The sequence below is a fragment of the Oryzomonas japonica genome (assembly GCF_008802365.1).
Taxonomy (GTDB): Bacteria; Desulfobacterota; Desulfuromonadia; order Geobacterales; family Pseudopelobacteraceae; genus Oryzomonas; species Oryzomonas japonica.
Map to the genome: position 1 here is coordinate 546,002 of NZ_VZQZ01000001.1, position 15,158 is coordinate 561,159.

Consider the following 15,158-nt stretch of genomic DNA (forward strand, 5'->3'; position numbering starts at 1 on the left):
TCTCGGACTTATTTCATACTCGCAAGAAAAGAGGGACAGATGGGAATCGAGATTTTAGGACTGCCGATGATGTACTACATCGCCATGGTCGCCAAGGTCCTTGTGGCATTTGTCTTCGTGCTCCTGACCGTGGCCTACGCCACCTACGCCGAGCGCAAGATCATCGGCCACATGCAGGTACGCCTGGGACCGATGCGCACCGGCTGGCACGGCCTGCTGCAACCGATCGCCGACGGGGTCAAGCTCTTCTTCAAGGAAGAGATCATCCCCTCCCAGGCGAGCACGTTCGCTTACCTTCTTGCGCCGCTGGTCGCCCTCATCCCGGCCTTTATCACCTTCGCGGTCATCCCCTTCGGCGGCGTCATCGAGGTGGCTGGCTACAAGATTCCGCTGCAGATCGCCAGCTACTTCGACACGGCCGCCGGCCGGGTCTTCGACATCAACGTCGGCGTCCTGTACATCCTGGCCATGTCCTCCCTGGGGGTGTACGGCATTGTCCTGGCCGGCTGGGCATCCAACAGCAAGTACTCCCTTTTGGGCGGCCTGCGCGCCTCGGCCCAGATGATCTCCTACGAGCTTTCGGCCGGCCTGGCCATCGTATCGGTGTTCATGCTCTCCGGCACCCTGTCTCTCAACGAGATCGTCGCCCAGCAGTCCGCCTACAACGGGTTCAATTGGTTCGCCTTCAAACAGCCGTTGGCGGCGATCATGTTCTTCATCTGCTCCCTGGCCGAGATCAACCGCACCCCCTTCGACCTCCCCGAGGCCGAGACCGAGCTGGTATCCGGCTTCTGCACCGAGTACTCCAGCATGAAATACGCCATGTTCTTCATGGCTGAATACGCCAACATGGTGACGGTCTGCGCCCTGACCACCACCCTCTTCCTGGGCGGCTGGAATGGCCCGATGGCCATTGCCATACCCCTGCTCGGGCCGGTCTATTTCGTGGCCAAGGTCTATTTCCTGATGTTCGTCTGCATGTGGATTCGCGCCACGCTGCCCCGCTACCGCTACGACCAGCTCATGCACCTGGGGTGGAAGGTCCTGTTGCCGCTCTCCCTGCTGAACATCGTAGCCACCGGCATCATCGGCTACTTCATTAACTAAGAAGCATACGACACCACGTAATTCCAAGAACAAGGATGGAATCATGAATCCGATTACGCCGATCATAAATGGTCTGAGGATCACCCTGGAACACCTCTTCAAGAAGCCGGTCACCCTGCAGTACCCGACCGAGCGCCCCAAGGTCGCCCAGCGTTTCCGGGGGCTGCACGCCCTTAATGTCTCCCATGACAAGGCAAAGTGCGTGGCCTGCTACCTCTGCCCCACGGTCTGCCCGGCCAAGTGCATCACGGTAGAGGCGGGCGAGGACGCCAACCACGACAAATATGCGGCCAGGTATGAGATCGACATGCTGCGATGCATCTTCTGCGGCTACTGCGTGGAGGCCTGTCCGGTGGACGCCGTCAGGATGACCGGAGAGTTCGAACTGGCCAACTACCACCGCTCGGACTTTGTCTATGACAAGGAACGCCTCTTAGAAAAGAAATAAAGGAGCAGTGCATGGAAACCCTTTTCTTCCTCATCATTACGCTGGTGGCCATCGTGTCGGCGCTTCTGGTGGTCACCTGCAAGAACCCGATCAACAGCGCCCTGGCGCTGGTAATGACCTTCTTCTGCCTGGCAACCTATTACGTCATGCTGGATGCTCCCTTCATGGCAGCCGTGCAGGTCATGGTGTATGCCGGTGCCATCATGGTCCTGATCGTGTTCACCATCATGCTGCTCAACATCAGGGTTGATGCAACCAAGAGGCACTCCCACAAGGTCGTGCTGGGGTCCATTATCGGTTTCTTTACCCTGGTCAACACCGCCTTCATCATCATGAGGAGCCGCGTCGCCATGCCCAACGGGCCGCTGACCGGCGAGATGATCCGGCAGCAGGGGCACACCGAGCTGATCGGCCGCGAGATGTTCACCACCTTCCTGCTCCCCTTCGAGATCACCTCGATACTGCTCCTGGTGGCCATCATCGGTGCGGTCATCCTGGCAAAGAAAAAACTCTAACAGAGGGCATATACAATGGAAAACCTGAACAGCTATCTCATCGTGAGCGCCATCCTCTTCTCCATCGGGACCATCGGCGTGCTGACCCGCAAGAATGCCATCGTCATCTTCATGTGCATCGAACTGATGCTCAATGCGGTCAACCTGACCTTCGTGGCGCTCTCCCGTCACTTGGGCAACCTGGACGGCCAAATCTTCGTGTTCTTCGTCATGACCGTCGCCGCCGCCGAGGCTGCCGTCGGCCTGGCCCTGATGATCGCCTTCTACAACAACAAGGAATCCATCGACGTGGAAGACATCAATATCATGAAGTGGTAGCAGGTCGTCGCATCAACCGGAAAGTAGACAACGTTTAACGATTGCATAAAAGGAGTCTTACATGTTTGACAACGTATGGCTGATCCCGCTCTTCCCCTTCATCGGCTTCCTGATCAACGGCCTATTGGGGAAAAAGATCAAGAACGAGACCGTCATCGGCGGTATCGGCGCACTTGCCGTACTCTGTTCGTTCTTAGTTTCCTGCAAGACCATACTTGCTCTCCTTTCCTTGCCGGGTGAGGAACGGGTGGCCAATGTCAAGGTGTTCACCTGGATCACCTCGGGCAGCTTCAACGCCGACATCGCCTTCCTGATCGATCCGCTCTCCTGCGTGATGATCATGATCGTCACCGGCGTCGGCTTCCTGATCCATGTCTACTCCATAGGTTACATGCACGGTGAGGAAGGGTTCTACCGCTTCTTCTCCTACCTGAACCTGTTCATGTTCTCCATGCTCCTCCTGGTGCTGGGCAACAACCTGCTCCTGATGTTCGTCGGGTGGGAGGGTGTCGGCCTCTGCTCCTACCTGCTGATCGGCTACTACTTCCACAAGAAGTCGGCCGGCGACGCCGGCAAGAAGGCCTTTGTCATGAACCGCGTCGGCGACTTCGGGTTTCTGCTGGGCACCTTCACCCTCTACTGGTACATGGGACAGGCCCACAACGTCTGGACCATCAAGTTCACCGACCTGGCCGCCAACTCCCATCTCCTGCCCACCGGCGGCATCGTCACCGCGATCACCCTCTGCTTCTTCCTGGGGGCGACCGGCAAGTCGGCCCAGATCCCGCTCTACACCTGGCTGCCGGACGCCATGGAAGGCCCGACCCCGGTTTCAGCCCTGATCCATGCCGCCACCATGGTCACTGCCGGTGTCTACATGATCGGCCGCATGAACTACCTGTTCATCCGTTCGCCTGAAACCCTGATGGTCGTCGCCGTGGTCGGTGGATGTACGGCCCTGTTCGCCGCCACCATCGGCACGGCCCAGAACGATATCAAGCGCGTGCTGGCCTACTCCACCGTCTCCCAGCTCGGGTACATGTTCCTGGCCATGGGGACCGGAGCCTTTGCCGCCGGTATCTTCCACCTCATGACCCACGCCTTCTTCAAGGCCTGCCTGTTCCTCGGTTCCGGCGCGGTGATCCACTCCATGCACCATGCCCTGCACCACGTCCACTCCCATGACGACGCCCAGGACATGCGCAATATGGGCGGGTTGCGATCCAAGATGCCCCTGACCTTCCTGACGTTCCTGCTGGCCACCATCGCCATTGCCGGGATACCGGGCTTCTCCGGCTTCTTCTCCAAGGACGAGATCCTCTGGCAGGCCTTCTCCAACCCGCACCACGGCGATTTGAACTACCTGCTCTGGGGCATGGGTGCTCTGGCCGCCGGCCTGACCGCTTTCTACATGTTCCGCCTGGTGTTCATGACCTTCTTCGGCGAATGCCGCATCACCCCCAAGGCCAAGGACCACCTGCACGAGTCCCCCATGGTGATCGTCATCCCCCTGATCGTGCTGGCCGCCCTGTCGGTGGTGGGCGGTTACATCGGCCTGCCCAAGGTGATTGGCGAACTGTTCGGCGGTATCCCCAACTATTTCGAGCACTACCTGGAGCCGGTGTTCAAGTATTCGGAAGAATACATGGCGCAGCATGCGGCCCATGCCGCCGAGCATAGCGCCACCCTGGAGTGGGGCCTGATGGGGTTGTCGGTCCTGGTCGCCCTCGTGGGCATCACTATCGCGTTCACCATGTACGTCAAGAACACGGAGCTGCCCAAACGGTTCGTGGCCACGTTCCCGGCGCTGCACCGCGCCGTCTACAACAAGTGGTACATCGACGAACTGTACGACTACCTGTTCGTCAACCCCTGCAAGGCGCTGGGCCGCTTCCTCTGGAAAGGGTTCGACGTGGTGGTGGTTGATGGGGTCGTCAACGGCGTCGCCAATGTGGTGATGGCCTTCAGCGGTGTGTTCCGCTACATGCAGTCCGGCTACATCTACAACTACGCCTGGTCCATGGCCTTCGGTGTGGTGGTGATTCTCGGCTACTACGTCTTCAAGTAATCGTCACTTTGCAATTTGCATAAAGGAGCATGAATTCATGAGTAACCACCTACTGAGCTTGACGACATTCCTGCCGATACTGGGTGTCTTGCTGCTGCTGTTCATCCCCAAGGACAGCAAGGGGGTGCTGCGGGGCGTCGCCCTGGCGGTGACCGTGGTGACCTTCCTGGTGTCGTTGCCGATCCTGACCGGCTTCCAGACCAATGCCGAGTTCCAGTTTTTGGAGAACGTACCCTGGATTGCCGCCGGCCCATTCGTCATGCGCTACAATGTGGGTATCGACGGCATCAGCCTGTGGCTCGTCATCCTGACCACCTTCATCATGCCGCTGGCCGTGCTCTCCACCTGGACCGCCGTTGAGGAGAAGGTCAAAGAGTACATGATCTGTCTGCTGCTCCTGGAAACCGGCATGCTGGGCGCCTTCATCTCCCTGGACCTGTTCCTGTTCTATATCTTCTGGGAGGTCATGCTGATCCCGATGTACTTCATCATCGGTATATGGGGCGGCAAGAACAAAATTTACGCGGCCGTCAAGTTCTTCATCTACACCATGGTCGGCTCGCTGCTCATGCTGGTGGCCCTGATCTTCCTCTACTTCAAAGGATTGGATGCCGGCTTCAGCAACTTCGGCCTGCTGCAGTTCTTCGATCTGCGGCTTGACCCGGCAACCCAGACCTGGCTGTTTTTGGCCTTCGCCCTGGCCTTTGCCATCAAGGTCCCCATGTTCCCGCTGCATACCTGGTTGCCGGATGCCCATACCGAGGCCCCCACGGCCGGTTCCGTGATCCTGGCCGCCATCCTGCTGAAGATGGGTACCTACGGCTACGTCCGCTTCGCCCTGCCGCTGTTCCCCGATGCCGCCCACCGGTTCACGCCGTTGATCGCCACCCTGGCGGTGATCGGCATCATCTACGCCGCACTGGTGGCCATGGTGCAGGAGGACGTGAAAAAACTGGTGGCCTACTCCTCGGTGGCCCACCTGGGCTTCGTCATGCTGGGGGTCTTCGCCTTCAACACCCAGGGCATCACCGGCGGCATGCTGCAGATGCTCAACCACGGCGTCTCCACCGGCGCGCTGTTCCTTATCGTCGGCTTCATTTACGAACGCCGGCATACCCGCCTGATCACCGATTTCGGCGGCCTCTCCAAGCAGATGCCGATCTTTGCCACCATCTTCATGATCGTGACCCTCTCCTCCATCGGCCTGCCCGGCACCAACGGGTTCGTGGGAGAGTTCCTGATACTCCTGGGTTCCTTTGAGAGCAGTTTGCGCTGGTGGGCGGTGGTCGCTTCCAGCGGCGTGATCCTCTCGGCCGTCTACATGCTCTGGATGTTCCAGCGGGTCATGTTCGGCGAGTTGGACAACCCCAAAAACCAGACGCTTTCCGACCTGAACGCCCGTGAGATCGCCATCATGCTGCCGCTGCTCGCCCTGATCTTCATCATGGGCGTCTACCCCAACCCGTTCATCGAGAAGATGGACCCGGCCGTCCAGAAGCTGGTTGCCCAAACCAAGCCTCTCGGGATGTCGGCCCGGCAGATGCCGGCCATGCAGATGCAGGGACTGCCCGCCGGGCATCCGGCGATACCCGGTATGGCTGTACCGGCAGTTGAACAGGCTACACCGGCTGTTGCCGATCCGAATGAAGTCAAGTAACAAAACGAGTCAACCGACCGGAGGATTTCTTAGATGGACATGATTACTATTCCAGCCGTCAACATGACCCCAATCCTGCCGGAGATATTCCTCTCCGTGCTTGCCATGGCCCTGCTTTTGATCAACGTTTTCATTCCCAGCGGCCAGAAGTCCTACCTGGGGTACATCAGTTTCGTCGGCGTCGTGGCGGCAGGGGTTCTGGTGGGCGCCGGTTGGGGCGCGCCGGTTGAGAGTTTCAGCGGGTCGGTTGTCCAGGATAACTTCGCCACCTTCTTCAAAATAATTTTCCTGCTTTCGGCCGGTTTGGCGATCCTGATCTCCGACCAGTACATGGAGCGGGAAGGATGCAACCATGGAGAGCTCTACCCCCTGATTCTGTTCACCGTGGTGGGGATGATGCTCATGGCCGCAGGAACCGACCTGATGACCATCTTCCTGGGGCTGGAGGTCATGTCGGTAGCCCTGTATGTCCTGGCCGGCTTCAACCGCGCCAACCTGAAATCCAACGAAGCCGGGCTCAAGTACTTCCTGCTGGGCTCCTTCTCCACCGGGTTTCTGCTCTACGGCATGGCCCTGACCTACGGTGCCACCGGCACGACCCGTATTGCCAAGATCGCCGCCATCGTCGGGCAGATGACGGTGCCTTCCGCCAATATCATGCTGGTGGCCGGCATGCTGCTGATGCTGACCGGTTTCGCCTTCAAGGTGGCGGCTGCGCCGTTCCACATGTGGACCCCTGATGTCTACGAGGGGGCTCCGACCCCCATGACCGCCTTCATGTCGGCCGGACCCAAGGCCGCCGGCTTCGCAGCCCTCCTGCGGATCTTCCTGGTGGCCCTGCCCACCCTGCAGGTCGAATGGAGCCAACTTTTGTGGGTGCTGGCCGTATTGACCATGACGGTCGGCAACATCACCGCCTTGCGCCAAGACAACATCAAACGCATGCTGGCCTATTCGTCCATCGCCCATGCCGGCTATGCCCTGGTCGGTTTCGCCGCCGGAAACGGCACCGGCGCCGCGGGTATCCTGTTCTACATGCTCTCCTACACCTTCATGAACATCGGTGCCTTTGCCGTGATCATCCTGATCGGCAAAAAGGGCGAAGCCAACGGTACGGTCATGGATTTTGCCGGCCTCGGCTTCAAACAGCCCGCCCTGGCGGTGGCCATGTCCGTGTTCCTGTTCTCCCTGGCCGGCATCCCCCCCACGGCCGGTTTCATCGGGAAGTTCTACCTGTTCTCCAGCGCCGTCCAGAAAGGGTACATCTGGCTGGCCGTGATCGGCGTTCTCAACAGCGCCGCCTCGGTGTATTACTATCTGCGCGTGATGGTCTACATGTATATGAAGGAGCCGACCGAGGATTTCGAGTGGACCCGGATCACCCCTCCCATCGCCCTCTCCCTGCTCATCTCCGTGGCTGGCACGCTGATCCCCGGCATCGTGCCGTCGGTCATCCTCCAGTTCGCCGAGCAGGCGGTAAAACTGATCTGATTGCCGGTCGCAGTCACGAACAGGAAAAGGGCGGTCCCGCATTGCGGGACCGCCCTTTTCCTGTTGTTGCAAAAATCTGAATTCGTGTCGCCTTCACGGCTACTCTCGCTTGCCATGTCTCCGTCCCGGTTACGGGTCGTGTCTGCATCGCGACGGGAGGGGATACGGCCCATCCGGCATGCCGCCCGTACCGCCGCTCCTGCGTCACGGATTCAGAAAATGAAACGTGGCATCAGTGGAAGGTGGGGGTCTTCTCCTGAATAAGGACGTAGGGGTTGACGATCAGCATGGAAAACTTCTTGTGGCGATTGCTGTCCCAGGCCTGAATCTGGGACTCGGACGGCTTGCCGATCATGCCGGTGCTGATCCAGTCGGCAATGATCTCCGTATCGTCGTCGGCCACCCGCAAGGCGGCATCGGCCAGATCGATGTTGTCGTTGACGAGGATGATGCCGCCGCGCTCCAGGTGGGCGCGCAGCCAGTCCCATTCCGCCTCGTCGATGGAAAGCGCCAGTTCCTCTTTGCTCAGTACCATTGGATGCCCTTTCCCCCGCACCATTTCGTGCACGGTAAGAGATGTGTCGTGCTTCAGTGATGATTTACTTGTATCAGGCTACGCAGATAAAGTCGAGCCCTTCCCGCAGTCCCACGGGGTGAACCAGGCGCCTGAACTCCTCGCGGGCGCCGCGAACGCCGATGGCGACCAGCATCTTCTCTCCGGACAGGCACAACTGGTGCGGATGGATGACCGGCGCACCGTGTAACTGGCGTCCTATCTTGCGGGGATCAACATCGAGCCAGCGGGATACCCCGATACCCTCCGCCGCCAGCAAACGCTGCCAGGCACGCCCTTCCAGGCCTGCACCCGCCATGACGACGCTTTTCTGGCCAGCCAGAAAGCCGGGCAGAAGGTGATGGAGTTTGCAGGCGCGGAAGGCGGTCGCGGCATACTCTGCCTTGATGCGGGTCGCCCGCTCGGGGTGGTCGCGCCAGAAGAAGAGCGGCTGTTCCAGGCGTGCAAAACGGACGCCGGCAGCGGCCATGCGCAGCCAGAGATCGTAGTCCTCGGGCCAGCCGCAGTCGCGATACCCGCCCACACCGACCAACAGGTCGTGGCGCATCATGACGCTGGGGTGTACAAAGGGGGACTCCACGAACAGGTCGCGCATGATGATCTCGTGGTCGCGGAGCCCGTTCTGCCATGCCTCATAGGCCAGCATGCCCTGCTTGAGGGCAGGGCGGGGGAAGTGGCGGAAGGCGCAGGCCACAAGCCCGATCCGCGGCTCGGCATCCAGCAGGTTTGCCTGCAACTCCAGACGGCTGGGGTGGGTAATATCGTCCCCGTCCATGCGGGCAATAAGGGGGGCGCGGCAGGCGGCCAACCCCTCGTTGAGCGCCGCGACCAGGCCGCCACCCTCGCATCGTTGTGCACGTACGCGCGGGTCACGGAGGGCGGCGGCAGCGAGGAGGGCGGGGGTTGCGTCGGTCGAGCCGTCGTCGATGACGACCAGCTCCCAATCGGGCAGGGTCTGCCGGAACAGCGAGTCGAGGGCGGCCGGCAGGTACCGGGCCTCGTTGCGCACCGGCATGAGGATGGAAACGCGGGGTGGTCGGCTCACGGGGGTCAACGAACGTTCTGCCAGATGAGCTTGGCCGTGATGATCAGGACCATGGTGACGAAGACCGGGCGGATGAAGCGCGTCCCCTTGCGCACCACCATGCGGGCGCCGATACGGGCTCCGACGAATTGGCCGATCCCCATGATCAAACCTTCCCGCCAGAGCACGGAACCGCCGCAGATGAACAGGACCAGCGAAGCCACATTGCTGGTGAAATTCATCACCTTGGTATAGCCTGTTGCCCGGGTCATGGTGAACCCCAGGCCGAGCATGAGCGCCATCACCCAGAACGATCCGGTGCCCGGCCCCAGAAAACCGTCGTAAAAGCCCAGGACCAGGCCGGCCGCAAAAAAGAAGGGGCCCGGTTTCACGCGGGGGCGGATCTCTTCATACCCCAGGCGGGGGGTCAGCAGGGTGTAGAGCACAATGGCGACCAGCAGCCAGGGGATGACGTGGCGCAGGAGCGCGGGATCGAGCATCTGTACCGTAATGGTGCCGAGTGCGGCTCCTATGGCGGTATAGGCGATCCCGCTCCAGCAATCGTTCAAGCGCACGGTTCCCGAACGGACAAAGGTCAGCATGGCGCTGCCCGAGCCAAAGCTCGCCTGGAGCTTGTTGGTGCCGAGTGCGACCTGGGGCGGCAGGCCGACGCCCAGCAGCACCGGAATCGTGATCAGTCCGCCGCCGCCGGCAATGGAGTCCACCAGCCCGGCGACAAGGCCGGTGAGGAAGAGGAGGGGCAAAAGGAGTAACGCAGGCATAGGGTATCGTCTCTGATTCTCGAAGTGATGGCGGCCGGCGGGAGCCGGCTTTGCCGCTTTCGGCAGGGTGGGCAGGCTTCGCCGGGGTGCGAAGCCGCACGGAACCATTCTCGCGATTCCGCGTCGATTGTCAAGCTATTCTGCCCGACTGAGGGAGGTTGGCGTGCTGTAACGGTTTGGTTTGTTGTTGGCGGAAAAAAAGATCGGCGCACCGTGGGGCGCGCCGATAAGGAATGACAAAAAAAGTATTGGAGGGCAGCGCTAGTTGAACTGCCGGATGATGTCGGGGACCGCTTGCTGCATTACCTCACCGAGCGCCCCTTGAAACAGTTGTTGCGGTAGCACGTCCCGGTCCTTTATGGCTACATCGGACAGCTTGGAGTGATACTCGGAACGCTTGATGACCTGCCCGTTATTCCACAGTTCCACCTTCACCACCAGGTTACACGACGATTCGAGCTTGGCCAGGGAGACAACCTCATTCAGGGCCACGGTGACGGCGGTCAGGACGATAACCCTGCCCTGACCGTCTTTCCGCGATTCCGTCTGGTCCACCCGGTAACCTGCTGCGGAAAGTTCCCGTTTCATGGCGTCGGCGATCACGCTTTGGGGCGAATAATCGCTGATCACATCGCCCCGTACGGCGCCGTCGCTATCCTTTATCTGGCCCAATACCCAGCGAATTGCGGGATTGGAAGCCTGCTGCTCCTGGTGCGCGGTCTCCGCGACCAGGGTCACCTGCCCGCTGCCGCCGCGATACACCGCCAACGGGTTATACAGTACATCGACCTTGTGCGCGGTCGGCATGCAGCCGGTCAGCACGAGTGCCGTCGCCAAGCCGGACACTACAAATTTTGACAGTACCTTGTTCATAAGGTCCCTCATAGCGCCCGGAGTGTGACCCCCGGGCGCCGGTTGTCAGGGGGTTGCTATGACAAAATCGTCACGACGGTTTTTTGCCCAGGCAGCCTCGTCATGTCCAGCCACTGCCGGACGTTCCTTGCCGTAGCTCACGACCGAAAGCCTGTCCGCAGGCACACCCATGGTCTCCAGGTATTTCAGGGCCGAATTGGCGCGCCGCTCACCCAGGGCCAGATTGTATTCCGCAGAGCCGCGGTCATCGCAATTTCCTTCAATCTTGATCTTTGCATTGGGTTGGGCTTTCAGCATGGTAGCGGCATTTTTGCTCAGGACGTCGCGGGCCGCCTGGCTGAGGTCGGACTGGTCGAAATTGAAGTAAATCGTCTCGAAGCTGTTCTGTTGCGCCGTTGACTTCGCGGACTGGCCTGCGTTCTGCTTGGCCTGGTCAGTCGCCTTTTGCGCCGCCTGGTTCTGGGCTGCGCCGGATGCGTTCGCCTTTGCCGCTGCCGGGGCTGCCGGTTTGGCTGCCTCGGTCTTCTGAACGACAGGCTCATCGCTCTTTACGACCTCTTTGTTTGCGCAACCAGCGATCATGAACACAGACACACAACAGGCCATCATTGTAGTTCCTACAACGGGTTTCATTGTCTTCTCCTTTTGGAATGGTGAATGTTTCTTGTACACATTATTTTAACTGATTATATTTGCATACAAACAAATAAGTCAATCAGATATTTAAAGAAATGTGTACCGTTTGACGGGCGGGGAGCGTCGCAGGAGCCTTTTGTCGGTTGGTGGTTGTCGGCAAAACAATCGTTTCGGAAAACGATGCAATCGATCCGGCCCGGAAGAATCGCGGGGCACCGTGCCCCCTTCTTTCCGTGGGCTTCATCTGTTGCCATTCGATTTTGCGAATGATATAAATAGAAATGAATGAATGTTGTAAAATAATAAATAGTTCTTATTGATTCCATGGCCATATCGTTTCGACAACTGGAAATATTCGAGAAGGTCGCCCAGACCGGGCATGTCACCAGGGCAGGGGAAGAGCTTCTGTTGACCCAATCGGCCATCAGTATGGCCGTGTCGCAGCTCGAGCAGTTCACCGGTGCTCCACTCTTTGAACGCTCCGGCCGGAGGTTGATCCTGAATGACCGCGGGCGTTTGCTGCTTGCGGAGGCCAGTGGGATTCTCCAGGCGGTCCGGCGGATGGAACAACTGCTCCAGAGAAATGGCGGGGAACTTACCGGCGAGTTGCTGGTGGGGGGGAGTACAACCATCGGCAACTACCTGCTCCCGGCGCTCCTGGGCTCTTTTGCCCGGATGTACCCCAAAACCAGGGTTCAGCTGCGGGTGGGGAACACCCAACAGGTGGTGACCTGGATGGAGGAGGGACGGTTGGATATCGCCTTTATCGAAGGTCCGTGCCACAGCCGCGGGATGATCGCCACCCATTGGCGCGACGATGAGTTGGTGGTGGTGGCCGGGCCGGAGCATGCCTGGGGCGGGGAGCGCAAGGCTACGGCGGAGATGCTGGCTTCGGCGCCCTGGGTCATGCGGGAACGGGGCTCGGGAACCCGTGAAGTTTTTGAAACAGCAATGGATAACCTTGGGATTCACTATTCCATAGCGTTGGAACTCGGCCATACCGAGGCGATCAAGAACGGCGTTGCCTCCGGACTTGGGGTAAGCTGCCTTTCGCGCCTGGCCGTCCATCGCGAACTCGAGCATGGCTGGCTCGTTCCGATTGCGAGCCCGTTGGCGCTCACGCGCTCCCTGGCGCTCATCAGGCGCCGTGAAAGTTTCCGCACGCCGCTGCTATCCGCATTTCTCGATGTGGCGGAGGGGACGTGGGATGGTGCCGATTCCGCAGGGATCGCTACCGGCCCCCCCGGATAGCGGAACGGGAAGCGTGGTTAACGTTTTGCAAACAAATGGCTCTTTGTGGTATTGTTTTTCCATGAAAAAGATGCTCAACCAAAACGGTTTTACCTTCCTGGCCGCGCTGATGATCGTGGTCATCATGGGGATTATGCTCGGCCTTACCGGGCAGCCGTGGAAAACGATCATGAAGCGCGAGCGGGAACAGGAACTGCTCTTCCGCGGCCTCCAGATCAGGAGCGCCATTGCGGCCTGGAATGCAAAGTCTATAAGAGCTCCTACTCCGCTCAATGACTTGAAAGACCTGTTGCTGGACCCCACTTCCCTGGAGAAGAAGAAATATCTGCGGCGGCTCTACAAAGACCCCATGACCGGCAAGGAGTGGACGCTCATTAGAGACACGACCGGCGTGAAGGGGATTATCGGAGTGGCCAGCACCAGTAACGATGTCCCGCTCAAAACCTCGTTCTCGGAATACTCCGGCCTCGACACCTTTACCGACAAAAAGAAGTACAGCGAATGGCGTTTCGTGTTCGGGCCCGATCCGGGGGCGAACCTGGCAACGGTCACTCCCCAGTCTCCGTGAGCGGGCGCTCGCCGGGGGTAATGCCGGCATTACCATGATATGAAGATAACCGGAGGGGGGGCGGCGTATGCCGCACCCCCCTTGTTTATGTTTCATGCCGATACCTTGCCAGGCGCTATTTATTGTGTCCTTTCCCTCTTCCTTTCCCTTTGCCGGGCCCATCACTCCCCCCTCCTTCAGGATTGCCGGTAAGGGAAAAATCGCCCCGCTTAAGGGCATGGAATTCTCGTGAACCCGGTTTGATTCCCATTTCTTTGGCAATAACTCCCCACCCTTTGCCTCGATTTTTCTGATAGGTGCGAACGACTGCATCAGGAGCCTGCCGGGTCATTTGACCGAGCTGATAGACCATGAAGGCATCGGCTGGCTCCTTGACCGTGCTGATTACGGCACTGACCTGGGCCCCGGGAATGCCAAACTGGGTGCTAAGCCTGGCAGTAAAACCATTCATATCGGCCCTTGCTTGGATATTGAGGTTGGAAAGAAAACCTTCGAGGCCCCCTGATGCACTAGCTGGGCTGAATGCGAAAAGAACTGCCACTGCTGCAAGATAAATCATTTTCATTGTGAATTCCTTCCCCGGTTGATTAGAAGTGAGATGGTCTGGATAAAATAGAATCTTTGCCCCTTGAAAGGGGGCCCCCTTCTGGCAGGCCCCCTTTCAAGGAACGAATTTTCTGCACTACGGCCCTAGCTGGACGAGGCCGTTTGGCGGGACAGCCGTATCAGCCCCCCCGGTCACCGTCAGGAGCGGCGAGGAGTAGAGGTTGAACGTGGGGACCGTCGACAGCGTGTCCCTGAACGCTCGCACAAACACCCGGTAGTGCGCCGAGAGCATGACGGCGCTGTTGTTCGGCGGCACAAACGCGCTGAAGTTTGACTTCCAGACGCTCGGACTGCTGAAGTTGCTGAAGACGACCCCGGAGGTGACCGCGCCACCGGCGGGGGTGCGGGGCACAACCGTAACAGTGGCGCTCGACCACGGAGTGAACTGCGGCGAACGGATCGTTCCCGATAGTGAACCGGCATTGGTCAGGGCGTTGAAAACCTGGATGATGCGGACGCCGGTCGGTTTGAGGTTGATATTACCGGAATTTCCCGCAAAGACAATAGCTTCATTCGGGTTGAAGTCGAGGACGATGGTATTCAAGGCCCCTGCCGTTACCGTGAAGTTGCCCTTGATCTTAAGCCCGCTCTCCTGGGCGCTCGGTGTGGTCAGGGGAAGCTTCTGGGCGGGGTTGGCCGACAGGGTGACATAGTTGTTGAGCGTCGGGCTGTTGGGCGCCAGTATGAGGCGAACCTGACTGTAGCTGCCGGCGGGGATTGCGGTGGTCCCCAGGATCTGCGGCAGGAAATGCAGATTGAGGATGTCGACGCCTATGCCTCCCGGGAAGGTGGCGATTACCGGCAGGCCGGGATCGTTATCCGCCAGGCCTTCCTTGCCGATTGGGACAACCACAACCTTGTCGATCGTCAAGTGGACGCTGTCTAAATTCGGGAAGGCGGGGCTGTCCGTGATCCCAACCTGAAGCGTTCCCGTGTTGGCGGATGTGGAACCGTCTCCGCTGCATCCCTGCATCTGCCCAAGCCCCAGGAAAGCCGCCACAAGAAGAACCGACGATACAATGCACGTTAGGAAGTTCTTATTCATGAGCTGAGTCCTCCGTACTGTTTTTGGCATCTAAAGTCCATACGAAAAAAGCCGGGTTGCCAATATCGTGTGATATTTCGGCAACCCGGCTGTCTCAGTAAGACCCTTGGGCTTTCCGCCCCATCCTCGCGGATGGTTGAGTATTATCGTCTATCTCGAATCTTAGAATAACTTTACACGATGAAATTGGAAAGT

The 15,158-nt window shown here is 59.2% G+C and carries 16 protein-coding genes and 1 riboswitch; of the genes, 9 read left to right on the forward strand and 7 right to left on the reverse strand.

All coding sequences use genetic code 11. The annotated features are described in order from the left end of the window. The first annotated feature begins 39 nt into the window (after positions 1 to 39). The 7 genes from nuoH (at position 40) to F6V25_RS02475 (ending at position 7,604) form a co-directional block, all read left to right on the forward strand. Positions 40 to 1,107, forward strand: a complete 1,068-nt coding sequence (gene nuoH, locus F6V25_RS02445; RefSeq protein ID WP_151126873.1) for an NADH-quinone oxidoreductase subunit NuoH — start codon at positions 40 to 42, stop codon at positions 1,105 to 1,107. Positions 1,108 to 1,150: 43 nt separating this feature from the next. Further along, positions 1,151 to 1,555 (forward strand): NADH-quinone oxidoreductase subunit NuoI, encoded by a 405-nt coding sequence (gene nuoI / locus F6V25_RS02450; RefSeq protein WP_151126875.1) that lies wholly within the window; start codon positions 1,151 to 1,153, stop codon positions 1,553 to 1,555. An 11-nt stretch (positions 1,556 to 1,566) separates the two neighbouring features. Then, positions 1,567 to 2,070: an NADH-quinone oxidoreductase subunit J family protein gene (locus tag F6V25_RS02455; RefSeq protein WP_151126877.1), complete on the forward strand. Its 504-nt coding sequence runs from the start codon at positions 1,567 to 1,569 to the stop codon at positions 2,068 to 2,070. A gap of 15 nt (positions 2,071 to 2,085) precedes the next feature. Continuing rightward, on the forward strand, positions 2,086 to 2,388 hold the full coding sequence (nuoK, locus tag F6V25_RS02460) for an NADH-quinone oxidoreductase subunit NuoK (RefSeq protein WP_151126879.1): 303 nt from the start codon (positions 2,086 to 2,088) through the stop codon (positions 2,386 to 2,388). Between the two features lie 61 nt (positions 2,389 to 2,449). Then, complete coding sequence (nuoL, locus tag F6V25_RS02465) at positions 2,450 to 4,456, forward strand: NADH-quinone oxidoreductase subunit L (RefSeq protein ID WP_151126881.1); 2,007 nt, start codon at positions 2,450 to 2,452, stop codon at positions 4,454 to 4,456. Positions 4,457 to 4,493: 37 nt separating this feature from the next. After that, positions 4,494 to 6,113: an NADH-quinone oxidoreductase subunit M gene (locus F6V25_RS02470; RefSeq protein WP_151126883.1), complete on the forward strand. Its 1,620-nt coding sequence runs from the start codon at positions 4,494 to 4,496 to the stop codon at positions 6,111 to 6,113. Positions 6,114 to 6,146: 33 nt separating this feature from the next. Continuing rightward, the gene (locus tag F6V25_RS02475) at positions 6,147 to 7,604 is read left to right on the forward strand and encodes an NADH-quinone oxidoreductase subunit N (RefSeq protein ID WP_151126885.1); all 1,458 of its coding nucleotides are present in this window, start codon (positions 6,147 to 6,149) and stop codon (positions 7,602 to 7,604) included. Between the two features lie 232 nt (positions 7,605 to 7,836). Here the strand turns inward: F6V25_RS02475 and F6V25_RS02480 are convergent, their stop codons facing one another. The 5 genes from F6V25_RS02480 to pal all read right to left on the reverse strand — a co-directional run bounded on the left by F6V25_RS02480 (position 7,837) and on the right by pal (position 11,490). Further along, the gene (locus F6V25_RS02480; RefSeq protein ID WP_151126887.1) at positions 7,837 to 8,139 is read right to left on the reverse strand and encodes a DUF2288 domain-containing protein; all 303 of its coding nucleotides are present in this window, start codon (positions 8,137 to 8,139) and stop codon (positions 7,837 to 7,839) included. Positions 8,140 to 8,212: 73 nt separating this feature from the next. Beyond that, entirely contained in the window at positions 8,213 to 9,223 is a 1,011-nt protein-coding gene (locus tag F6V25_RS02485) for a glycosyltransferase family 2 protein (protein WP_246166931.1), read from the reverse strand. Between the two features lie 5 nt (positions 9,224 to 9,228). Then, the gene (locus F6V25_RS02490) at positions 9,229 to 9,984 is read right to left on the reverse strand and encodes a TSUP family transporter (protein ID WP_151126889.1); all 756 of its coding nucleotides are present in this window, start codon (positions 9,982 to 9,984) and stop codon (positions 9,229 to 9,231) included. A gap of 261 nt (positions 9,985 to 10,245) precedes the next feature. After that, complete coding sequence (locus tag F6V25_RS02495; RefSeq protein WP_151126891.1) at positions 10,246 to 10,857, reverse strand: hypothetical protein; 612 nt, start codon at positions 10,855 to 10,857, stop codon at positions 10,246 to 10,248. Positions 10,858 to 10,902: 45 nt separating this feature from the next. After that, positions 10,903 to 11,490: a peptidoglycan-associated lipoprotein Pal gene (pal, locus tag F6V25_RS02500; RefSeq protein WP_151126893.1), complete on the reverse strand. Its 588-nt coding sequence runs from the start codon at positions 11,488 to 11,490 to the stop codon at positions 10,903 to 10,905. A 327-nt stretch (positions 11,491 to 11,817) separates the two neighbouring features. Here pal and F6V25_RS02505 point away from each other — a divergent pair, with 327 nt between their 5' ends. Both F6V25_RS02505 and F6V25_RS02510 read left to right on the forward strand, forming a co-directional pair. After that, positions 11,818 to 12,744 (forward strand): LysR substrate-binding domain-containing protein, encoded by a 927-nt coding sequence (locus F6V25_RS02505; RefSeq protein WP_151126895.1) that lies wholly within the window; start codon positions 11,818 to 11,820, stop codon positions 12,742 to 12,744. Between the two features lie 61 nt (positions 12,745 to 12,805). Beyond that, complete coding sequence (locus F6V25_RS02510) at positions 12,806 to 13,312, forward strand: type II secretion system protein (protein ID WP_246166932.1); 507 nt, start codon at positions 12,806 to 12,808, stop codon at positions 13,310 to 13,312. 115 nt (positions 13,313 to 13,427) lie between these two features. On the opposite strand, the gene F6V25_RS02515 is transcribed toward F6V25_RS02510, so the two are convergent. Further along, positions 13,428 to 13,877: a hypothetical protein gene (locus tag F6V25_RS02515; protein WP_151126897.1), complete on the reverse strand. Its 450-nt coding sequence runs from the start codon at positions 13,875 to 13,877 to the stop codon at positions 13,428 to 13,430. A 117-nt stretch (positions 13,878 to 13,994) separates the two neighbouring features. Next, a complete protein-coding gene (locus F6V25_RS02520) occupies positions 13,995 to 14,963 on the reverse strand; it encodes a DUF4382 domain-containing protein (RefSeq protein ID WP_151126899.1) in 969 nt (322 codons plus the stop codon). A gap of 76 nt (positions 14,964 to 15,039) precedes the next feature. Then, positions 15,040 to 15,115: riboswitch (cyclic di-GMP riboswitch) on the reverse strand. Positions 15,116 to 15,158: the final 43 nt, after the last annotated feature.